A 22,306-nucleotide genomic window follows, 5' to 3' on the forward strand; every position below is an offset into this window, starting at 1 on the left:
TTATTTCACGGCGACGCTTCGCTCCTCAATCCTTGACGCAGGAGGACCGCGCCCCATGACCGCTGCCGACCGACGCCCACTGGATGTCGTCGAGCTTCCGGAAACCGTTGACGGCCTCCCCAATATCGCCGGCTCCGAGGATGTTGTCGAAGCGGCGGTTCGGCGGGGGGCCGAAGCGCCGGTTTACGCACCCGCGGGCGGCATCGACTTCGGCGCCGTCAAGTCCGCCTTCGCCATCGCGCTCCACATGCATCAGCCGCTGATCCCGGCCGGCGGCAGCGACCTTGGGACAGCCGAGATCATCTCCAATCTCAAGCACATGTGGGATCATCAGGGGATGGGCGACAACCACAACGCGCCGGTGTTCGCCCGGTGCTACCAGCGCATCGGCGAGTTCATCCCGCAACTCCTCCATGAGGGTGCGCAGCCGCGCGTCATGCTGGAGTACTCGGGGACGCTGCTGCACGGGCTCCGGCACATGGGCCAACACGAGGTCATCGACACGCTCAAAGCGGTGACCAGTGACCCCGACACCCGCCACGCCGTCGAGTGGTTGGGCTGTCCCTGGGGCCACGCGGTGGCGCCGTCCACCCCGGTGCAGGATTTCCGGCTGCACGTCCGCGCCTGGCAGCATCATTTCGCAGCCGTGTTCGGCATCGCGGCACTGGAGCGGGTGCGGGGGTTCTCGCCCTCCGAGATGGCGCTGCCGAACCACCCGGAAGTCGCCTACGAGTTCGTAAAGACCTTGAGGGAGTGCGGCTACCGGTGGGTTCTGGTCCAGGAGCACACGGTTGAGAGCCCCGAGACCGGCGAGGTCCCGGAGGCCAAGCACCTGCCCCACCGCCTGGTCTGCCGCAACTCGGCCGGCGACAGCGCCGAGATCGTCGCCCTGATCAAGACCCAGGGTTCCGACACCAAGCTGGTCGGGCAGATGCAGCCGTACTACGAGGCGAAGACGCTCGCGCGACGGGAGGTTGCCGGCAGAAGCGCCGCAGCTGGTGGTCCAGATCGCCGATGGCGAGAATGGCGGTGTCATGATGAACGAATTTCCGAGCAAGTACTTCGAGGTGATGCGGCAAGCATCCGGCTCCGCGACGCCGATCATGAACGGCAGCGAATACCTGGAACATCTGTTCGCCTCCGGCATTGAGCCCGCGGACCTGCCAACCCTACAGCCGCTCCACCAGAAGAAGATCTGGGACCGGATGCAACCCGGCGACGGCTCCGAGACGCTCGATGCGGTCATTGAAGCCTGCAAGCGCGATGACCGCCAGTTCCACATGGATGGCGGCAGCTGGACCAACGACCTTTCCTGGGTGCGCGGCTACGAGGACGTGCTGACCGCCATGGACCGCGCCAGCTCGGCATTCTACGAAAAGGTCCTGAAGCCGAAACGGCCCACCGACGAGCACCGTTACCGCAACGCTCTGTTCCATCTTTTGTCGGCGGAGACCAGTTGCTACCGCTACTGGGGCCAGGGAACCTGGACCGACTACGGCCGCGAACTCTGCCGCCGCGCCGAAGCGATCGTCCAGCACGACTACCCCTGAATCCGGCGCTGTCCAGGCGTCCAATCAGGCGCTGAGGCAGACGGTCATATCCTGGGGGGTGATGTCGCGGGAGCCCCCCTTGCAGCACGACCAAGTCGTGCCGCAAGTGGGAGCTCCCGGAGCCGTGCGGGATTAAGACGTTCGCCCGCGGATCACGACCTGCAGCGTCCTCATGTCGTCCTGGTCATGCGAAACACCGCACCGGCCAGCGCACGCGGATCCAGCGTCGCGTCCTGAGTGTTCTGCAGCTCTTCATAGACAGCAACGCACACGTCGGCGAAGCGCTTGCCGTCAATGGGATCGCTCAGCGACTGACAAGCGTCGAAGACGCCGGCGATGGCGAGGTGCAGGGCTTGGCGGTCGATCGACAGGCCCTGATCCATCTCACCGCGACCGCTCGCCAGCCACTCCGATGAGACGCCGAGGGCGTGGGCGATTTCGACGAGGTGCTTCGTCCTGGTGATTGCGGCCGTCTCCAGCTGGGCGATGGTGCCCTGGCTGACGCCAGCCCGTTTGGCGAGTTCGGCTTGGCTCCAGCCAAGCTCAATACGGCGTCTGTGGATGCGCTCCCCAAGTGGCGCCACGTAAGCATGATCCATAACCTGAGTCTCCGTCATAAGGACCTGCCCCCGCTGCGATCCGTTCTAACACGCAATATGGCAACAAGATATCAGATTTCCAAGAAATTACTTCTTCGGCCGGATGAAGCGGGATTAAATAACGCGGAAGTCGCACGCCGAGCCTCGGCGATCAGCGTTTCGATACCAACTATCCAAGACGTTCGCGGAAGGTTTATATTGGCCCTTGGCAATAGAACCCTCGCACGGCGGGAACCCTTCCTCCCACCGCAAATCGCGCGCCGATCACGATCTCGGCGCCCGCGCCGGGTCTTGCGGTGCAGCCGGAACCGCCGGGCCGCCCCGGTTCGCGCGCCCTACCAAAGGAGACGCACCAGCCACAAGGTGAGGCCGGGAAAGAACACGTGCAGCATTACGCGCACCAGGCCGACCATGAAGAACGGCACCACCCCGCGGAATGAGTCCAAGAGAGTGACGCCGGGCGCCAACTGGTTGATGACAAACACGTTGAGGCCGACCGGCGGAGTGATCAAGCCGAGTTCTACGACCATAAGCGCGATGATCCCGAACCAGATCGCGCTTTCCTCACCGGTAAGACCGAGGTCGAGGGAAGTGACGATTGGGAAGAAAATGGGCACCGTGAGCAGGATCATCGACATGCTGTCCATCAGGCACCCGAGCACCAGGTAGAGCATCACGATCACCCAGATCACGAAGTACGGCGACAGCGACATCTCGACGATCATCGCCGCGGCATCCATCGGCATGCGCGTATGAGCGAGGAAGGCGTTATAGATTTCGGCGCCGAGCAGGACCAGGAAGATCATCGCCGTCGTTTCGGCGGTGGCGCGGAGGCAGGTCATCAGATCCCGCCAGCCGAGCGCGCCGCGGGCGACGGCGAGCAACCCCGTCGCGAAGGCGCCGACCGCGGCCCCTTCGGTCGGCGTGAAGAACCCGCCGTAGATGCCGCCGACGACGACGCCGAAGATCAGCGCCACCGGCCAAATGTCGACCAGCGAGCGCAGCCGCACTCCCATGCTCGAGCGGTCGGCAGCGGGCCCCTCCTCGGGATTGGCGCCGACGTAGACGGCGATGGCGATCATGAAGCCGGCGACCGCGATCGCCGCCGGGACGAGCGCGGCGATGAACATCTTGGCGATGCTCTGCTCTGTGAGGATGGCGTAGATGACCAGGATCACCGACGGCGGGATGAGGATACCGAGGGTGCCGCCGGCCGCCAGCGAACCGGTCGAGAGTGCGCCCGAGTACCCGAAGCGCTGCATTTCCGGCAGCGCAACCTTGGCCATTGTCGCCGCCGTCGCAAGCGACGATCCGCAGATTGCTCCGAACCCGGCGCATCCGCCGATGCCGGCCATGGCGAGCCCGCCGCGGAAGTGGCCGATCCAGGCGTTGGCTGCCTGAAACAACGCCCGCGACAGCCCGGCGTGCGAGGCAAACTGCCCCATCAGGATGAACAGCGGAATGACGGAGAGCGAATAGCTGTTGAACAGAAAATACGGGCTGGTCTTGAGGTAGTGCAGCAGCGGCGCGAGGCCGTTGATCACAATATATCCGCCGCCGCCGACCAGGATCATGGCGACGCCGATGGGGATGCGGAGCGCCATCAGCACCAACATGAACGGGAAACTGACGACGCCGATCGCGAACGTGCTCACGGAGTCATCCCTGTCCGCCCGCAACCGGACGCGGAGCGCGCCAAGCCGGGATGAGAGACCGCCACGCCGTGTAGGCACAGACGATCGTCAGGAAGCCAAAGCTCAGCGCCCCCGCAGAACAGCCCCACCACAGCGGCACCCGGAGCACCATGGTTTCCTCGCCATAGCGCATGAGTTCGGCGGCGCCGAGCGCCGTCCGCCACGTCAGCGCGGCGGCGATCATCATGAACGCCAGATTGGCGATCAGGTCGAGGACGGCGCGGGTGCGGACCGAGGTCCAGGTGGTGAACAGATCGACGATGACGTTGCCGCGCACCATCTGGCAGTATGGAAAGAAGGCGAAAATGGCGATGGCGCAGCCGATCTCCACCAGCTCGAAGTCGCCCGGGATCGGGACGTCGAACACCTCCCGCCCGATCACCGACGCGATCGTCAGCGCGGTGATCAACAGCAATGCAAGTCCCCCGACGCCGGCGACAACGACTGCGGCGCGGTGGAGGAACCGGCCGAAGGGATCGAGATCGGCGGTAGGCGCGTCCGACGGCGGCATTGCCGGCCCCTCCCCCTCCTGTACAACGCCGACCACGCGAGGATCAGCGCGAGTATTGATCGATGAGCGCCTCCGCCGCATCCAGCAGCGCCTGTCCGTCGTCCCCGGCGGCGGCCCGCTCCTTCACCCACTCGTCGATCGCCGGCTTGGTCGCCGCCTTCCAGCGGTCCAGTTCTGCCCCATCGATGACGTAGAACGCGTGGCCCAGATCGGCGGCTGCCTTGCGCCCCGGCTCCTCGGCCTTGTCCCAGGCTTCACCGACCTTCAGCGCCAGCTCGATCCCGGCGTTGTCGTCGATCACCTGCTTGAGGTCGTCGGGAAGCTTTTCGTATGTGTCCTTGTTCATGAGGTATAGGAAGACCGCCGTGTAAAGCCCGCGGTCTCCGCCGAATTCGGTGTGGCTGTCGGTTAGCTCGTGGATGCGAAGCGGGCGCGTCACTTCGAAAGGCAGGACGGCGCCGTCGATCACGCCGCGCGACAGCGCCTCCGGAACCTGCGGCACCGGCATGCCGATCGGGCTGGCGCCCAGCTCGGTCAAGGCCGCGTTGACCGGCCGATTGGGCACCCGGATGACCGCGCCCTTGATGTCCTCGGTGTTGCGGATGGGCCTTTTCTTCATATGCAACGTGCCGGGCGCATGCACGTGCACCAGGATCGGATGCACGTCGGACAGTTCGTCCTCGGCGTACTCCATGGCATAGGCATGTGCCGCGGCGCTGGTCGCCCGCGCCGCGCCGGGGACGAACGGCAACTCGAGCACCTCCAGCTTGGGGAACCGGCCGGGCGTATATCCGGCCAACGTCCACACCACGTCGACCACCCCGTCCCGCACCTGGTCGAACAGTTGCGGCGGTTTGCCGCCGAGTTGCATGGAGGGGAAGATCTGAACCTTGATCCGCCCGTCCGACTCCTCGGTGACGCGCTTTGCCCATGGCTCGATGAGCTGGGTCTGGGCCGTCGATGCCGGCGGCAGGAAGTGATGGACGCGGAGCACCACCTCCTCGGCCGCGGCGGTCCTGTCGATGACGGCGGCGGTGACGGCAAGGATTGCCGCCATGGCAGCGAGTACTCGAACCAGAGTGCGTCTGTTCATCGTCGTCCTCCCGGTCTGCGCGCCTCGGCGTGCCTGATTTTCATGTCATTTGTCTGTGAACAGGGCGATCACGTCCGCCGGGATCGGCGCGGAGCGGAGTCGCCCGGCAGCGTCCGGGATCGTCCAACAGCGGGTCTCGAACCCTTCGACCGCCGTGTCGCCGCCGTTGCGGATGGCGTGCGCCACCTTAAATACCTTTCGCTCCCACGCCACCACCCGGCTCTCGACGACCAGCGCATCGCCGCGCCGGCACGGCATCTTGAAGGCGCACTCGGCGGCCAACAATGGAATCTGGAACGGTCCGAAGGCACCCTGCAGCCGGTCCCAGCTGCCGCCGACCGCCTCGAACAAATCCCACGTGGCCGCGTCTATCCAGCGGAAGTAGTTGGGATAGAAGACGATGCCGGCCGGGTCGCAGTCACCCCAGGCGACCGTCAGGGTGCGCGCCGCCATCCGGCTCACGCGACCTCGACCTCGATCATGCGGCGAAGGTCGGCCTTCTTGACCTTGCCGGTACTGGTGCGCGGCAGATCGTCGACGACGCGGAGCCACTTCGGGCGCTTGAACGCCGGCAGCCGCTCGTTGAGGAAGGTCTCCAGTCGCTCGGGGAGGGCGCGATCATCGGCGTCGGCTGCCGGCACCACGAACAAGGCGACACGCAGGAAGCCATTGGCGTCGTTGGCGGTGACCCCAACCGCCTGCTCGACCCCGGCGCACGCGGCGGCCGCCTCCTCGACGCCGTGCAGGCTGACCCACTGCCCGGCGATCTTCAGCCAGTCGTCTTCGCGGCCGTAGTGATGCCAGTGCCCGTCGTCGTCGCAACGGAACACGTCGCCGGTGGCGAACCAGCCATTCTGGAACCGCGCCTGAACCTCGGCCGGAGCGAACGGGCCGTAGCCGAGGGCAAGGAACGGGTGGCGGATGAACAGGCGACCGGCCGCCCCCGCCGGCGCCGGCCCGTCGGCCTCGTCCCGCAACTCGGTCTCAACGCCGGGGCACGGAAAGCCGACGCTGCCCGCCTTGGGGCGGTCGGGCGACGACGCGAACACCAGGAAGCAGGTCTCCGAGGTGCCGTGGCAGTCGAGGATGGCCTGCCTGGTGATCGCCCGCCAGCGTTCCGCAACCGGCACCGGAAGGTGCTCCCCGGCCGAGACGAACCGCCGCACCAACGCCATCGGCGCGAGCGCCTCCGCCGGCAGATCGAGCCAAGCCCGGTACATGCTCGGCACCGCAAACACCACTTGCGGACGCACCGCTTCGATGGCCGCAAGGGTGCTGCCGGCGGTCGGCCACTCGGGATGTAGAACCACCGTCGCGCCGAGCGCCAGCGGCGCCAGGAGCGCGTTGCTCATAGCATAGGCGAATGAGATGCGCGAGGTGCAGAAGGTTCGAACCTCGGGACCGAGATTCAGGCAGTTCTCGTGAAACACGAGGACCGGCGCAAGGTCGTGATGAGCGTGGATCACTCCCTTCATGCGGCCTGTGGTGCCGGAGGAGTAGAGCCAGAAAGCCTCTTTGGAATCCGGATCACTGCTGGCGCCGATGTCCTCGGAGGCCGTCGCCCGGTCTGCCGCCAAGCCTGCCATCGACAGGCGCGGAAGCGGTATAGGGCTGATGCCGAGGTCGTCGTCCTCGACCAGGAGGGCCGCCGCGGTTTCGTCGGCGACGTAGCGGAGATCGTCCTCGGTGGTTCGCGGCGACAGGATCACCGGCACCAGCCCGGCCATCATGGCGCCGAGGATGACGGCCACCAGCACCTCCGTGTCCCGCCCGCGGACGATGACCCGAACGCCGGGCCGGCCCGCATGGCGAAGCAGCGTGTCGCCGGCCACGCGGCTCATGACCGCCAGTTCAGAGTAGGAGATCACCCGGTTGTCGCAGACGATGGCGGCGTGGTCGGCGTAGCGCGCCAGTCTGTCCTCGGACAACAGCGCCTGCGCCAGATTGTGCGCCATGCGAACCCTCCCGCTGCACGGCGATTCTGATAACGTCGCCGCCCTTATTGCGGCAAAACAGTACCTCAATACCAATATTGTCGTCAAGACGTTCCGGCGTCTGGGTCGCTCAACTCGAGGCGCAGTTGGATCGTATCCTCGTCGCCGGACTCGCACTCAAGGAACCCTAGTGAGCGCGCAAGCGCCCGCATACCGCGGTTGTCCGGCAGCACCTCGGACACCAGTCTCCCGACGCCGGCCGCCCGACAGTAGCGGATCATTTTCTCAAGGAGCATGCGGCCAAGACCGCGCCCCTTCAGGTCGGAACGGACGATGACGGCGAACTCTGCGCGCACACGGTCCGGATCGGTGACGGCGCGCACCACTCCTAGCGTCTCCGGCCGGCCACCCGGGCCGTCTGCGGAGGCAATGAACGCCATCTCGCGGTCGTAGTCGATCTGGGTGAATCGGGCCAGTTCCGACTGCGCCAACTGGCGCATCAACGTAAAAAACCGATAGCGGACGTCCTCCGGCGACAGGCGATTGAACAGCTCCGTGTGCTGTGGCGCATCCTCGGGCCGGATCGGGCGAAGCACCACAGGCCGCCCCAGCACCGTGACGCGCTCCTCCAGATCGCCCGGATAAGGCCGGATCGCCAGTCGCTCCGGCCCCGTCACCGCGGCGGGAGCGAGGCGCATTCGCGCCCCGGCTGCCACCACGCCAGACTCGGTGACCCACACAGGATTGAGATCGAGCTCAACCATTTCCGGCAGGTCGGCCACCGCTTGTGCAATCTGCACCAGAGCCAGGCACAGGCCGGACATGGTGGCGGCAGATTGCGTACTGCTTTCGACGAGGAGCCGCGAGACCCGGGTTCGCAACACCTGGCGTTCCGCCAAAACCATGTTGAGGGGCGGAAGCGCCACGGAGAAGTCGTTGATCGCCTCGATCGCCGCGCCACCCTGTCCGAACACGATGACCGGGCCGAACGTGGAATCGGTGGCTGCCCCCATAAACAGCTGCTCCGGCCGACTCACCGCCGGGGCGTCTCCGAAGCAGAGGCCGTAGCAGGCGAGGATCTCTTCGGCCTGCTGCCCTTGCACAGTCTGCGTCTGGCTGCCTTCTGCCAACGCAGCGGCGATCAGTCTGCGGGCGCGGGCGCCGTCGGCGACGGATGCATCCGGTGCGGAAGTGGGCGTCTGCATCAACGCATGCTGACTGCGCCGGTAGCCGACCATCTGCAGGAACGCCTGCACCGCCGCCTCGGGGGAATCGTAGGTGGCGATCCCAGCCTCTGCGAAGACGCGCCGCGCCTCCCCTACCGACTGCCGCCCCAGCCAGCACGCCAAGAAGGTGCGCCTGGCGTGGGCTGCGACCTCGACCAGCGCCCTCGCCACATCCTCGCTGTCGACCACCGCGACGGGCTCGTGGATGAACAGCACCGCATCGGTCGCCGGATCGTCGAGCACGATCTCCAGCACCGCGACGTGTCGATCGGGGGAGGCGTTCTCCTCCATGTCTATGGGGTTCTCGCCATCCCAAGTGTCGGGCAGCACCTCGGCAAGTTGACCCCTAGTCGCGTCGGCAAGCTTCGCGAGGCGTCCGCCACCATGGGCCAGAGCGTCTGTCGCAACGACACCTGGGCTGCGGCCGTTGGTGACGATGGTCAGTCCTTCGCCCACGAGCGGCCGCGCCCTGCCCAACGTCTCGACGGCGCCGAACAAGTCGGCGATGGTATCGACCCGGAGGATGCCGGCGCGGCGCATGGCGGCATGGAACACGGCATCGGGCTCGGCGAGACGAGTGGCGTGGAAAGCCGTCGCCGGATGGTGGGCGGTGCTCCGGTTCGCCTTGACGACCAGGACAGGCTTGATGCGCGCCGCCGCCCGCGCTGCCGACATGAACTTTCGGGCGTTCCGCAGCGACTCCATGTAGAGGAGGATCGCCGACGTATTCGGCTCCGAACCGAGCACGTCGAGGATGTCGCCGAAATCCACATCGGCGGCGCTGCCGACCGAGATGAAATGAGAGAACCCAATTCCGCTCGACGCCGCATAATCGAGCACCGCCGTCACCAGACCCCCGGCTTCGGAAACGAAGGCGAGGCTGCCGCCGAGGGGAGCCGTGTGGACATAGCTGGCGTTGAGGCCCACGCCCGGGATCATGATGCCGGTCGCGTTCGGCCCCAGGATGCGAAGCAGGTAGGGGCGTGCCGCTGCGAGCATGGCGTGATCGAGACGCCGGCCGGCCCCGTCCCGCTCGCGCTCGAGGCCGGCGGTCAGCACCACCGCGGCACGGGTTCCACGCTCGCCGAGGTCCGCGACCAGACCCGGCACCGTCGCCGGCGGCGTGGCGATGATGGCCAGGTCCGGGGTTTCCGGCAAGCCCGCCACGTCCGGGTAGGTCAGAACTCCGGCGACCGCCTTGTAGCGGGGATTGACCGGCATGATCGTCCCGCAGAAGCCCGCGGCGAGGAGGTTGCGGATTACGGTGTGGCCGATGGAGTCCGGCTGGTTGGAGGCGCCGAACACGGCGACCGACCGGGGGCGCAACAGGTGTTCGAGGTTCCGCGTGGTCACGAGGGTATTCCTGAGGACGAATGGCGCGACACTTGGCGCGCGGCTTCGGATGACGATTGATGATAGGCGCTGACCGCGATGATGACTACATGGGACCATCGCCATACGGGTGGACGAGGGGCATGATCTTCGGCGAAACGGATGTGTCGGAAGCTGAGGGCGCGATCCTCGCCCACGGCGTAGAGGCAGGTGGCGTCGTCTTCAAGAAGGGCCGCCGCCTGGGCGCGGCGGACGTCGCCGCTCTGGCTGCGGCAGGCCGCGCCAGCGTGATGGCGGCGCGCCTCGAGCCGGGCGACGTCCATGAAGACCCGGCGGCCGGCGCGGTCGCCGCAGCGGTGGCCGGATCCGGACTGACGGCGAGCCTCCCGTTCACCGGCCGCTGCAACCTCCACGCCGCCGCGCGGGGAATGCTGGTAGCGGACGCAGAGCGTATAGACCGCTTAAACCTGGTCGACGAGGCGGTAACCGTCGCAACCTTGCCGCCGTTCGCCGTGGTCGAGCCCCGGCAGATGGTGGCGACCATCAAGATCATTCCGTTCTCAGTATCGTCAGAAGTGCTGGACCGGGTGCTGGCCGTGGCGCACGGCGGGATGCCGCCGATGCGCGTCGCTGCATTCGCGCCGCGTCGTACCGTGTTGATCCAGACCCATCTGGGAGGCACCCGACCGGCAGTGCTCGACAAGACCGCCGTCGCCGTAAATGGGCGGCTGGCGGCCCTGGGTTGCCCGCCTGTTTGGGAGACGCGGTGCGGCCATCGCGCTTCCGACCTGGCGGCATGCTTGGAGACGCTGCCGGAGGGCGCCGCGGACATTGTCCTGATCTCCTGCGCCTCGGCGATCGTCGACCGCCGCGATGTGGTGCCGGCCGCCATCGAGGCGGCGGGGGGAACGGTGGATCATTTTGGAATGCCGGTCGACCCCGGCAACCTGCTGTTGCTCGGGCACATCGGGAGGATCGCGGTCGTCGGCCTGCCGGGATGCGCCCGCTCGCCGAAGCTCAACGGCTTCGACTGGGTGCTGCAGCGGCTCGTCGCCGGCGTGGCCGTGGGCCGCTCGGACATCATGCGCATGGGCATCGGTGGCCTCCTCAAGGACACCGGCAGCCGCACCCTGTCCCGGCCGCAAGCCGTAGACCTGGCCGAAACACCCTCCGCGGCGCGGGCGCGAACGCCGCGCATAGCCGCCATCGTTCTCGCCGCCGGCCGCTCGGTGCGCATGAGCGGCGCCAACAAGCTGCTCGCCGAGGTCGGCGGCGAGCCCATGGTCGTCGGCGTCCTCCGACAGGTGCTGGAAGCGAGCGCGCGGCCGGTGGTGGTCGTCACCGGACATGAGCAGGAGCGCGTCGCGACGGTGCTGGCGCGTAGCGGCGTCGGCGACGACTTTTGGATCGTCTACAACCCAGAGTACGAGGAGGGGTTGAGCACGTCCCTGCACCGCGGCCTTGCCGCCCTGCCGGCGGACGTGGACGGGGTTGCGGTATGCCTCGGCGACATGCCCGAGGTCGAAGCCGGCGTTCTCCATCGCCTGATCGCCGCCTTCGACCCGCATGAAGGCCGCGCCATCTGCGTGCCCACGTGGAGCGGCAAGCGCGGCAACCCGGTAATTATCGCAAGCCGGTTCTTCGCCGAGATCCGGGCCATCTCCGGCGACGTCGGGGCGCGGTCGCTGATCGGAGAACACCCGGAAGACGTCGCCGAGGTTGCGATGGACGACCTTCCGCACGGCGCCGGCATCCTGCAGGACGTGGACACGCCGGAAGATCTGCGGGCGTTGCCGCGCCGGCAATCAGCCCGGCAGGCCGTCGACGCGGGGGCGGGTCAGGATCGGCCAGTAGACGGCGGCGAACAAGCCGTAGCCGAGGAACCACAGAAGCCCTGAGATCAGGATTCCGGTGGGAACGGGGACGAAGACCCGGACAACGGCGGCGGCGATGACGAGATAGTAGCTGACGACGGTCCACGGCGACGGCTCCAGCGGCCGTCCGGAGTGACCGAGCGCGGCGCGGGACGCTACCGCCAGGATCATCACCCCGGCCGCTCCGGCGCTGAGCGCATGCAGCGCCGCGGATGCATCCAGCGGCGCCCCCATCAGCGCCAAGCCGTGCAACAGAAAGCCCAGCGGCACCCAGGCGTAACCCACGTGGAGGATCCAGACCAGCGGCAGCCGGGCCGTTCTGAGGGTCTGCCAGCCGAGCATGCGCGCGAACAGGATTCCTGCGGCAACGATCGACATCGCCCCGCTTGCCGCACTGGCCGGATAGACCAACTCCACCGCCACCACCAGCAGCACCGCCGGAACGGCGAGGCGGTCGAGCACAGGCGGAGTGCTGCAGGTGATCTCCGGCGCCACCTTCATCCTGAGCGCGTTCTGGGTGAACGCCGGCACGATACGACCGCCGATGAGGGCGATCATCGCGGCGATGACGTAGATGGACACCCGGAGCGCCAGCGACGGGTCGTAGAAATGGTAGAGCGCGTTGAATGCGGCGAGCAGCAACAGCATTGCCGGCACTTGGTAATTGCGGGTGTTACGGGCGCGGACGACGTCCCACAGGATGAACCCGGCAAAAACGGGCAGAAACAGGAGATCCACATACGCGGTGACCGGATGCCACATGCCGATCCGACCGAGGATCCACAGCACGATCAGGAAAACGAGACTTGCCCCGAGGATCGGCGGCCCGTTGGTCCACTTCGGCACGGCCGCCAGCAGAAAGCCGGTAACCGCCGCAACGACGAAGCCGAACACCATCTCATGCCCGTGCCACACCGGTGTCAGCGGCAGGTAACCGAGGTAGCCGGCCAGCCACAGGGGGATCGCAAGCGTGCCGTAGAGGGCCGCGGCGAGAAAGAACGGACGGTGCCCCGAAGCCATCAGCGGAAACGCGGCCTGGCCCTGCGGGCGCGGTTCAACGAGAGGAATCATGCCTTCCGGATATCGGATCTGGGAGGCGATTTCCATGCTTTCTTGAACTTGATAAACAGGCGCCACGTCCCTATCACCATCACAGGATGACGAACCTCAACAACGACAATGCTGCCAAGCTCGATTTTAGGGCGGGCTGGCGCGCGTGCTGCTCTGTCCTCCTGATCGGGCACGGTTCGACGCGGAGGAGCGAGGCGTTCGCGGTTCTCGAGCGACACGCCCAGACACTCCAGCAGCGCCGCGGCTTCAAGGATGTCCGTGCAGCAGCCCTGTTCGGTGACGGCGGGCTCGAGCAGAGCCTCGTGGGCCTCGGCGATCCGGTCTTCATCGTGCCGATGTTCATGGCCAACGGCTACACCGTCCGCACCGCGCTGCCGGCGGCGCTTCGCGGTGCCGGCTTCCCAAGCGCCGCCGCCGGGCGCAAGGTCTACGAGTGCGAGCCGGTGGGCTTGTCCACCGGCATCGCCGACCTCATCGTTGCCAAGGGATTGGCCGCCGCACCCGGCCTGGCGCTCGCGCCGTCTGAGTTGGCGCTGATCCTGTGTGCGCATGGGTCGGATCGCGAGCCTGCCTCGGCGGAAGCAGCCGATCTGCAGGTGGCAAGGGTGGTCGCGACGGGGTGCTTTCGCAGTGTCCGGGCAGCGTACCTGGAGCAGCGCCCCGTCATTGGGGACAGCTTGCGGGAGTCAAAGCCGCCGGTCGCCGTCGTGGGGCTGTTTTCCGGCGGCAGTCAGCATGCGACCCGCGACGTGGAAGAGGCCATCGCGGACGCGCCGCAAGCCCGCGCCCTCAACCTGGGAGCCATCGGCGCCGACGACGGCATGGCCGCGGTTATCGAAGCAGCCTTGGTCCACCTCTACGCCGCCGGTGTAAGGTGACCCCTACGCGCCACGGGCGAGACGTGCGATGGCGGCCTCCAGTATCAGGCGCAGCATGTCGCGGTATTCAATGCCGGCGAACCCGGCCATCAGGGCAAGCTTGCCGTCGTAGGCCCAGGCGGGGTTCGGATTGACCTCCATGAGCTTGGCCTCGCCTTCAACACCGACGCGGAAGTCGAAGCGGGCGTAGTCGCGGAGGGCGAACCGCCGGAACAAGCACTTGCACCAGCCTTCCAGTCGCCCTGCTTGCATCGGCGTCAGATCCGCCCGCTTGAACTTGATCTCCGTCCAGTACGGCGACTCTGGCACCGCTTTCGACTCGAACGACAGGATCGGCGTCAATCCCGCCGGCAAGTCCCCGAAATCCACCTCCAGCGGCGGCAGCATGATGAGCCCGGTCTCTGGATTGCCGATCAGACCGACGCCGTACTCAGCGCCGGGAAGATACTCCTGGATGAGCGCGTCCCGACCCGGCAGGCTGCTGCGAAGCCAGTGCAGATAGGCTGTCGCCTCCGCGCGCGTGCGAACCACCGCGTCCTTGGTAATGCCGACGCTGCCGTCGCCGGTGTTCGGCTTGATCAACGCCGGCAGCAGGTCCGGCAAGTCGACCGAGGCTCCGTCCGCAGGCAGATACGCCTCGCGCGGCACCGGCACCCCCAGCGACTGCGCGATCACGCGCACGATCGCCTTGTCGTAGCAGATCGCCATCGCCGCCGGCGGGGCGCCGGTGTAGGGGATACCGAGCAGTTCCAGGTAAGCGGCGATGTGGAGTTCCTGGGTCGGGATGTTGCCGAATCCAGTGTCGCAGAAGTTGACGGCAAGATCCGGTGGATCGCGGCGCAAATCGTCGAGCAGGCTCCGGTGCTCGCTCAACACGCGCGCCGTAAAGCCCGACAGGCTTCGAAAGGCGTCCTTCATCGCTTCGTGGGTACGCTCATCTTCGTCGTGATAGCGGCCGTCGCGCTTGGTGGGGTCGGCGAGAGCATGATCGCCGGTGATCACCGCGAGGCGCTTGACGGACGGCGTCATGCCGCGCTGTCGCGGGCATGCCGCCCCGCCTCCCGCAGCGCCTGCTCCAGCTCCTCGGCGCGCACCTCGGCGCGATGACGGGTCAGTACGATGTCCCGCGCCGCGTCCGCGATGGAGCGCCGTCGGGCGTCGGGGATCGCCAGACAGTCCAGCACGTCCTCGGCGGTGTCGGCGATCAGGATGGCGTCGCCGGCGGGGAACAGCTCGGTGAGTCCGGGCCAGCGGTCGGAGATGATGGGCGTACCGCACGCGGCAGCCTCGAACAGGCGGACGCTGGGCGACCAGCCAGCGGCCACCATGTCGGCACGGGTGATGTTGAGCGTAAAGTCCTGACCGGCGTAGAAGCCCGGATGATCGGCCGGCGGACAGTGTTCGATGCGCTCCACATTCGCCGGCCAAGCGACCGCGGCCGGATATTGCGGCCCCGCAACCACAAACTGGCCCTCCGGCATACGCCGCGCCGTGGTGAAAAGCAGCCGCTCCAGCATCGCCTGGCGGTCGTCGCTGTAGGTGCCGAGGTAGCCGAGCCGCCATAACCGTCGGCGCCCCGGAAGCGGCCGATAATGCTCCGCGTCCACGGTACAGTAGAGCGCGCGAGCTTGCCGCGCGCCGTAGCGGGCGCGCAGGTGATCAAGGATCGGGCCGCCGGTGAACGACAAGTAGACGTCGAACGCGGGGATCTGGCGGGTTGCAAGATAGGGCACCTCTCCCTTCGCCAACCCGGCCAGTGTCACCGGCGTGTCGATGTCATAGAAAGCGAGTATGCCACGAACCTGGTCGCGTGCCCAGTCGATCACCGCCACTCCGTCCGGCACGTAGGAGCCGACCAGCACTGCATCCGCCTCGCGGACCGCTTGCGCGAACCGTGTTCGCAAATCGGATACGTCCTGATACAGCTCTAGCCTTGCGAAATCGGGGTGGGGCAGGTCGCGGTGCGCCCGGTACCATGGCACGTCGCGTTCCAGAAAGACGATGCGGGCGCCGCGGTGGGCAAGCGCGCGGAGCAGCGCCCGCCACGTCGTCGCGTGGCCATTCCCCCACGACGACGACAGGGTGAGGCCGATGACGACGAGGTTGAGGCCGCTCATCTAAGCAACCTTCGGCGTCGCCAGGGCCGGCAGCAGCAGCGCCTCCACCTCCGCCGCCCGCTGCGCATAGGTATGGTCGGCCAGCAGCCGGCGGCGGGCGGTGGCACCGATGCGGGCAGCGCGGTTGGGCGTCAGGGCATGAAGGATGTCGGCGACGTCGCGGCCGTCGCGGGCGGTCAGCACCTCCTCCTCCGGCGTAAGGAACTGCGCGATTCCCTCCCAGGCGTCGCTGATCAGGCAGGCGCCGGCGCCGGCCGCCTCGAACACCCGGGTCGCGGGCGAATAGCCGGTTGTCGCCATGCTGTCCCGCGAGACGTTGAGAACCGCGCGTGGCGTGACGTTGAAGGCGTTGTGGTCGCGGGTCGAGATGTGTCCGAGCTTGCGCACGTTGGGCGGCGCCTCCTTGTCTTCCCAGCCGGCGCCGCCGATCAGGAAGGCACGATCAGCGGCAGCGGCGGCAGCCGCGAAAAAGAAGTCATCGACTCGCGCCTCCCGGTCCGGCAAGCGATTGCCGAGGAACGCCAGATCCGAAGCAAACCGCGGATCGGGCGGCACCGGGTGGTGGGTCTCGGGGTCGAGCGCGTTGTAGATGGCGTGGCAGCGCCGCGCGCCGAGTTGGCGGTAGCGCTCCATCACCGGCGGGCCGCCGCCATAGGTCATGACGAAATCAAGCTGCGGCAGCATCCGCCGCAGCGGGTGGTCGGGACCGTCGGCGATTTCGGCTTGCGTCGCCGGCGCGTCCACATCCCAGAAGACGTAAAGTGCGTTCGGCGCCATGGAGCGATGCAACCCCTGAAGCAGCTCGTCGTCGAGCACGCCGACGCCGCTGGTCTTGGCGACGACGTCGAAGCGGCATGCTTCCCTCAGCACGGCGGCAAGCCCGTTGGCGTCCGGCTCGTAGACCACCACCCGGCACCAGTCCGGCGGCTCCATATCGGCATGAATTTGGCGATCGAAGGCCCGCGGCTCGAAAAACGTCATGTCATGGCCGCGCATCGCCAACGCCCGGATTAGACCGCGATAGTACGTCGCGGCGCCGTTCCAATAGGCGGACAGCAGGCTCGAGCCGTAGAAAGCGATCCTCATGCGAAGCTTCTCGTCGCGGTCGGCGCGGCGTCGAGATCCGCGACGATCACCTTCAGTTCATCGATGCGGTGGGCGCACGTGTGGCGGGCGCAAATTCGCTGTAAACCCCTGGAAGCAATGGATTGCGCGGTTTCGGGATCGTTTGCTATGAGTTTCATGTGCCGCGCCGCTTCCGCGCCGTTGCGCGCGACGAGGAAGTCCTCGCCCGCCCGGAACAGGCCCTCCCGGTCCGGCCACGGCGCGCTGATGAGCGGAATCCCGCAGGCGAGCGCCTCGAACACCCGGATGGTCGGCACCCCGGGCAGCGCGGCGACATAGAAGCGCCGCGGCACATGCACCGTCAGGCGATGGCGGGCGAACACCTCGGGAACTCGGGCATTGGCGATCCAGCCGTGGTAGCGCGCACCAGCCTGCGCCAAGCGCGCTTTCGCTGGGTCCGGATACCGTACGCCATAGACGTCCAGGGAAACGCCTGCTGCTTCCGCCGGCGCGAAAAGAAACGTTTCCAACTCCGCCGTGCGCTCGTCGTCGCCCCAGTTGCCGATCCAGACTAGGTCGCGTTCCGGCTCGCGCCGCGGCGGCGGACGGAAGATTCGGGTATCGGCGGCCTCGTGCCAAGTCCACACCCGCCTACCCCAGCCGTAGCGGAGATACACCTCACGCAGCGCCTCGCCGAATACCAGCACGCCGTCATAGGCGGAGAGATCATAGGCCGCCATCGCGGCGGGATCGGACACGGCGCGGTGGTGGGTGTCGTGGAACAAAAGCGTGAAGCGGCCGCCGCGGGCCCGCCGCCGGCCGATGGCGTGAACAACTCCCGGTTCGGTCCATTCATGGACGATGACCAGATCGGCGGCGTCGAGCGCTTCGTCCACATCGTCCGGCGACGCGTAGATGCGGGAGCGAAGATGCGGAAAGTCCCGCGCGAAGTCGTCCTCCGCGTGCGGCGCCTCCTCGCGAAGGTGCATCCGGCTCCATCCGTCCGCCGGCTCCCACGCCACCGCTTCCCAGCCGCGCCCGATCCACTCGGAGAGGATGCCGCGGACGAAATGGGCGTTGCCGTGGTTCCAGTCGGACACCAGCGACTGGGTGAAATAGGCGAGCCGCATCAGGCGACCGCCACCGCGCCGACGCGCCTCTCCGTCACCTGCCGGTAAAGGCGCTCCATCCCCTCCACGGTGCGCTCGATGGTGTAGTCGGCGGCCCGTTCGCGCGCCGCCAGCCCAAGCCTCGCCCGCAATGCGGGATCGTCGATCAGACGATTGGCCGCGGCCGCCAGTGCCGCCGCGTTGCGCGCGCTGAAGAACAGCGCGGCATCTGACCACAGTTCGCGGAAGCTCGGAATATCGGCAAGGACAAGCGCCGCACCTGCCTGCGCCGCCTCGAGCACCGTCAATCCGTACGGTTCATAGAGCGACGGCGACACGAAGATCGGAGCCGCGGCGAGCATCTCTGCCATTCTTCCTGCGTCCAGGTGCCCGCAACATTCGACGCGGGGATACCGTACGGATCCGCCACACCCGGCGCCGCCGCCGCGCCCGCCAGGCGCACCGGCCAGCGGATCAGCGGCGCCGCCTCATCCAGCACCGCGAAGTTCTTGCCGTCGTCCCACAAGCGGCCGGCGGCGAACACGAAGCGAGCCTTTTCGCCGTCTGCGCGTTTCGGCGAGCCGTTGTGGACAACGTCGAGCGGCGTCTCCAGCCGATACGCCTCCCGCAGCGCCGCCGCGAACGCGGCGCTGGGCGCCACCGCCGCTTCGGCGGAGCGGAGCCCGGCACGGACCGCGTCACGATGCCACGCCCACGTCGGCGGTGCGGAAACGCCATGGGTCGCCCGCCACCACGTCTCGACGCAGGAATGGGCGACGGCGATGGTCGGCGCGGCATAGCCGCCGCCGGCGTAGGCCGGCTGGTTGAGTTGAACCACATCGGAGCGCCATGCCGCCGCAGCTTTGGCGATCGCGCGCCTGCCCGGCGCCAGCGCATCGGCGCCGCCGGCTTGCCAGTCGAGCGGCACGCCCAGGTGTGCCCAGTCGACGCCAACGATCGCCGCTGCTTCGGCGCACTGGTCGGCAGACGGCGGATTCCCGATGATCCCGAGACGAACCGACGTTCCGCCTCTCGCCAGTAGCGCAGCCAAGGTCGTGGAGTACCGCCAGACGCCGCCCACGGTGTCGGTGGTCATGAACAGGCGCGCCGTCACGCCAATGCCTCCCGCTCCAACTCCTCCAGCGGCCGGGGACGCGCCTCCTGGATGTCGCTGAAGATTCCGAACTGGCCGAGGTAGTGGGCGTGCGCCCGCTCCCAAGCCTGTTCGTCGGGCGCGCCCCACAGCTTCCGATAGTCGGGCGAACTCGGGTAGGGATAAAGCGGCACCGGATCGTTGGCCCACACGCCGCCCGCCTGCATTCGCTCGCGCCAGCGCCGAATTTCGTCGGGGTCGTCACCGGCAACGTGGATCAGATTGGCCTGGACGAATGGCACGTGCCGCTTCGCCAACAACAGCCGGCTGCTAAGCTCCTCGGTGGTGAGGCGGCAGTTCTTGTCGAGGACGGCCCGCCCGTCCACGCTGAGGCTTTCGACGCCGGCTTCGATCGAGACACATCCGGCGGCGCCGAGACGCTCGATCATCTCAGGCTTCCACAGGTCGAGGCGCGTTTGAACGCCGAACTGCACCGGGCGCACCGTCAGCAGACTCAGGAGTTCCTGCCACGGCAGGAAGATTTCGTCGATGAAGTAAACGTAGCGCACCCCCTGTTCGACAAGGGCGTCGATCTCTTCCGCCAGCGCTGCAAGATCGCGCCGCCGGTAACCGTCGCGGAAGTCGATCTTGGCGCAGAAGCTGCAATGGTAGGGGCAGCCGCGGGACGCCTCTACTTCGGCGCCGGGGCCGTCGGGCGTCCTGTCGAAGCGGTGGTGGTGATGGTGGTGGCGATCGATCCACGCCTCCGGCCAGCGCAAAGCCGGTAGATCTGAAAACCGCGTCGCCCGTGGCGACTCGGCAGTCCGCCCGTTGTTCCCGCCTTGGCAAACCAAGCCGGAGACGCCTTCGGGCCCCACGCCGTTCGCCAGATCGACGATCGCTTCTTCGCACTCGCCGCGGATCAGCGCGTCGCAACCAAGCTTGCGGAGCGCAGCGCCGGGCGTCGCGGAGCCATGCGGTCCCACGGCCACGGTCAAGCCGCCCCGCCCCTCCAGCACCTTGATGAACGCAGCCGGAACCCGAAGCTCCGGCTGAGCGCAGCGCCAGAACAGGTAGGTCGGCGCGGTCGTAACGACGGTCAGGTCGGGACCGTAGTCCGCAACCGCGTCCGCCACGCCGCGAAGATCCATGGCGTCCAGTGCGCCGTCGAACATGCGTGACGAATGTCCCGCGCGCTCTAACAGCACGGAGGCCGCGCCCAGTTCCAGCGGCAGATGCGCCTCCCGGCAGCCAAAATAGATGCTGCCGTCAAAGCACCATGGCGGATTGACCAACGCCACCCTCATGCCACGGCCTTCCCCGCGCGCCGCCTTCCCGGCTCCGCCACTTCCATCGCATCAAGCGCCCGATCCAGATCACGCAAGCCGTTCCGCCAGCCGATCCGCGAGCGCCAGCCGGTTGCCTGGGCAAACGCGGCGGTGTCGCTGACATACCAGCGCTGGTCGCCCGGCCGCATCTCATCGAAGTGGCATGGCACATCCCGCCCCAGCACGCGCTCGATCTCGGCGATGACCTGGAGCAGGCTGACGGCGTTGGCCGGCCCACCGCCGAGGTTGAAGGCGCGGCCTTTCAGGATTGCGATGTTGTCGAGCAGGAGGCGGTAGGCAGCGACCGCATCGGAAACATGGAGGATGTCGCGCACTTGGCGGCCGTCGCCGAAAACGGCGATCGCCTCGCCCGAGCGGGCACGCATGAGGAAATGGGCGACCCAACCCTGATCCTCTGTACCGAACTGCCGCGGCCCATAAATGCAACTCATGCGGAGCACCGCCGTCGGAACGCCGAAGCTCTTGGCGTAGTCGAGCACGTATTGATCGGCGGTACCCTTCGAGCAGCCGTAGGGGGTGCAAAGATGCAGCGGCTGACGCTCCGAAACGCCTTTCGCTCGCAAATCGGGATCAACCGGACACCACTGGTCGCCGACGATCTCGAAATCGTGAGCGGAAAGATCGCCGTAGACCTTGTTGGTGCTGGCGAAAATGATCGGAGGCATATGGTCGCGTCGCCGCGCTGCCTCAAGCACATTCAGGGTGCCGCGAGCGTTGACCTCGAAGTCTTCATCCGGCGCGTTCATGCTGGTGGTCACGGCGACCTGGGCGGCGAAATGGAACACCGCTGCCGCATCCCCGACGGCTTCGTCGACCGCCAGCCCGTCGCGCACGTCGGCGATGGCGACGCTGACGCGTTTCGGGTGACGCCGCCGCAGCCACTCCAGGTTGTCTTCCACGCCGAACCGGTGCAATGAGTCGAAGATCAGCACATCGTGCCCATCGGCTGCAAGCGAGTCGGCGAGGTTGCAGCCGATGAAGCCGGCGCCACCGGTGATCAGGATAGGCCGAGCGCGCCGGGCAACGACCGGAGCCCGGACGCGCCCCGGATCGCCCTGCGCCGCCACATGCTTCAGCGCCGCTACCCCCCCTTTCTCGATGAGGCGCGCGGCCAGCTTGGGACGGCCCTGAGCGTCATAGAGGCCGAAATGGTAATGCCGGGTGTCAAACTGCAGCCCATCCAGGATCGGCACCGCCGGATCGATATCTTGCAGCATGTACCAGTAGAGACGGTCGACGGGAGCGCCGATCGCATCCACGAACCAGTCGAGACATGGAGCCGGATCCTGGCGCCATGACGAATAGCCGACCTCGGTGATCCACAGTTCCGCCGGCAGGCCGTAATTTCGGAAGAGGTCGCGCACCGAATCCACCTGTTCCGACCACGGCCGCCAAGAGGTCGCGGTGGATTCCCAGGTTCCCGGAAAGCCGTGCAGGCCGATCGCGTCCATTTCCGCCAGAACGCCACGTTCGGCCATCAGACGCAGCCAGTTGAGGTCAGTTGGGCACGGTCCGCCGAGAACGGTCTTGCGGCCGCGCCGCCGCGCCCAATGGCCGGCGGCGCCGATCATGTCGCTGAAGATCTGCCAGTCGGGATCGATCCGCCAATCCCAGTCGCTCAGGTTGTTGGGCTCGTTCCACAGCTCGACCCACTCGAACCAGCGGCCGTACCGGCTGATCACCTCGTCGATGAAGTCCGCATAGTCCCGCGGACGACGCGGCGGGCCGGCGCTGGTCCCGGTCAGCGACAGGCTCGGCGGCGTGAAGTGGACGCACGGCAGCACTTCCACTGCCGCGCCCAGCGCCGGCAA

18 protein-coding genes and 1 pseudogene are annotated in these 22,306 nt (G+C 67.2%); 3 read left to right on the forward strand and 16 right to left on the reverse strand.

Annotation, left to right across the window (positions count from 1 at the left end; translation table 11 throughout):
- Positions 1 to 55 precede the first annotated feature (55 nt).
- Positions 56 to 1,550, forward strand: a pseudogene (locus IPM60_04095) (glycosyl hydrolase family 57).
- 170 nt (positions 1,551 to 1,720) lie between these two features.
- Here the strand turns inward: IPM60_04095 and IPM60_04100 are convergent.
- From IPM60_04100 to IPM60_04130, 7 genes are all read right to left on the reverse strand, one after another.
- Positions 1,721 to 2,167, reverse strand: a complete 447-nt coding sequence (locus IPM60_04100; protein MBK8907095.1) for a helix-turn-helix transcriptional regulator — start codon at positions 2,165 to 2,167, stop codon at positions 1,721 to 1,723.
- Between the two features lie 317 nt (positions 2,168 to 2,484).
- Positions 2,485 to 3,804: a TRAP transporter large permease gene (locus IPM60_04105; protein ID MBK8907096.1), complete on the reverse strand. Its 1,320-nt coding sequence runs from the start codon at positions 3,802 to 3,804 to the stop codon at positions 2,485 to 2,487.
- 4 nt (positions 3,805 to 3,808) lie between these two features.
- The gene (locus tag IPM60_04110; GenBank protein ID MBK8907097.1) at positions 3,809 to 4,354 is read right to left on the reverse strand and encodes a TRAP transporter small permease; all 546 of its coding nucleotides are present in this window, start codon (positions 4,352 to 4,354) and stop codon (positions 3,809 to 3,811) included.
- 43 nt (positions 4,355 to 4,397) lie between these two features.
- Entirely contained in the window at positions 4,398 to 5,447 is a 1,050-nt protein-coding gene (locus IPM60_04115; protein MBK8907098.1) for a TRAP transporter substrate-binding protein, read from the reverse strand.
- 45 nt (positions 5,448 to 5,492) lie between these two features.
- Positions 5,493 to 5,900, reverse strand: a complete 408-nt coding sequence (locus tag IPM60_04120; protein MBK8907099.1) for an acyl-CoA thioesterase — start codon at positions 5,898 to 5,900, stop codon at positions 5,493 to 5,495.
- 5 nt (positions 5,901 to 5,905) lie between these two features.
- A complete protein-coding gene (locus IPM60_04125; protein MBK8907100.1) occupies positions 5,906 to 7,402 on the reverse strand; it encodes an AMP-binding protein in 1,497 nt (498 codons plus the stop codon).
- Positions 7,403 to 7,485: 83 nt separating this feature from the next.
- Entirely contained in the window at positions 7,486 to 9,960 is a 2,475-nt protein-coding gene (locus tag IPM60_04130; protein MBK8907101.1) for a GNAT family N-acetyltransferase, read from the reverse strand.
- A gap of 122 nt (positions 9,961 to 10,082) precedes the next feature.
- On the opposite strand from IPM60_04130, the gene IPM60_04135 reads away from it, so the two are divergent.
- Positions 10,083 to 11,837, forward strand: a complete 1,755-nt coding sequence (locus IPM60_04135; protein ID MBK8907102.1) for a molybdopterin-binding/glycosyltransferase family 2 protein — start codon at positions 10,083 to 10,085, stop codon at positions 11,835 to 11,837.
- Here the strand turns inward: IPM60_04135 and IPM60_04140 are convergent.
- Entirely contained in the window at positions 11,745 to 12,920 is a 1,176-nt protein-coding gene (locus IPM60_04140) for an NnrS family protein (GenBank protein ID MBK8907103.1), read from the reverse strand. The genes IPM60_04135 and IPM60_04140 overlap by 93 nt on opposite strands.
- A gap of 50 nt (positions 12,921 to 12,970) precedes the next feature.
- Here IPM60_04140 and IPM60_04145 point away from each other — a divergent pair, with 50 nt between their 5' ends.
- The gene (locus IPM60_04145; GenBank protein MBK8907104.1) at positions 12,971 to 13,762 is read left to right on the forward strand and encodes a hypothetical protein; all 792 of its coding nucleotides are present in this window, start codon (positions 12,971 to 12,973) and stop codon (positions 13,760 to 13,762) included.
- A 3-nt stretch (positions 13,763 to 13,765) separates the two neighbouring features.
- Here IPM60_04145 and IPM60_04150 read toward each other — a convergent pair whose 3' ends face one another.
- The 8 genes from IPM60_04150 to IPM60_04185 are packed head-to-tail and all read right to left on the reverse strand — an operon-like array spanning position 13,766 to position 21,712.
- A complete protein-coding gene (locus tag IPM60_04150; GenBank protein ID MBK8907105.1) occupies positions 13,766 to 14,791 on the reverse strand; it encodes a D-alanine--D-alanine ligase in 1,026 nt (341 codons plus the stop codon).
- Complete coding sequence (locus IPM60_04155) at positions 14,788 to 15,879, reverse strand: glycosyltransferase (GenBank protein ID MBK8907106.1); 1,092 nt, start codon at positions 15,877 to 15,879, stop codon at positions 14,788 to 14,790. The genes IPM60_04150 and IPM60_04155 overlap by 4 nt, the downstream gene beginning before the upstream one ends.
- Positions 15,880 to 16,965 (reverse strand): glycosyltransferase, encoded by a 1,086-nt coding sequence (locus IPM60_04160; protein ID MBK8907107.1) that lies wholly within the window; start codon positions 16,963 to 16,965, stop codon positions 15,880 to 15,882.
- Positions 16,962 to 18,074: a glycosyltransferase gene (locus tag IPM60_04165; protein ID MBK8907108.1), complete on the reverse strand. Its 1,113-nt coding sequence runs from the start codon at positions 18,072 to 18,074 to the stop codon at positions 16,962 to 16,964. Before IPM60_04165 ends, IPM60_04160 begins: the two co-directional genes overlap by 4 nt.
- Positions 18,074 to 18,415, reverse strand: coding sequence for a glycosyltransferase (locus IPM60_04170; protein MBK8907109.1), 342 nt, complete (start codon positions 18,413 to 18,415; stop codon positions 18,074 to 18,076). Before IPM60_04170 ends, IPM60_04165 begins: the two co-directional genes overlap by 1 nt.
- Positions 18,358 to 19,167, reverse strand: coding sequence for a glycosyltransferase (locus IPM60_04175; protein ID MBK8907110.1), 810 nt, complete (start codon positions 19,165 to 19,167; stop codon positions 18,358 to 18,360). Before IPM60_04175 ends, IPM60_04170 begins: the two co-directional genes overlap by 58 nt.
- Positions 19,164 to 20,453, reverse strand: a complete 1,290-nt coding sequence (locus IPM60_04180; GenBank protein MBK8907111.1) for a TIGR04295 family B12-binding domain-containing radical SAM protein — start codon at positions 20,451 to 20,453, stop codon at positions 19,164 to 19,166. Before IPM60_04180 ends, IPM60_04175 begins: the two co-directional genes overlap by 4 nt.
- Positions 20,450 to 21,712, reverse strand: a complete 1,263-nt coding sequence (locus IPM60_04185) for an NAD-dependent epimerase/dehydratase family protein (GenBank protein ID MBK8907112.1) — start codon at positions 21,710 to 21,712, stop codon at positions 20,450 to 20,452. Before IPM60_04185 ends, IPM60_04180 begins: the two co-directional genes overlap by 4 nt.
- Between the last annotated feature and the right edge of the window lie 594 nt (positions 21,713 to 22,306).

Source organism: Rhodospirillales bacterium (assembly GCA_016710335.1).
Taxonomy (GTDB): domain Bacteria; phylum Pseudomonadota; class Alphaproteobacteria; order Rhodospirillales; family Defluviicoccaceae; genus JADJXQ01.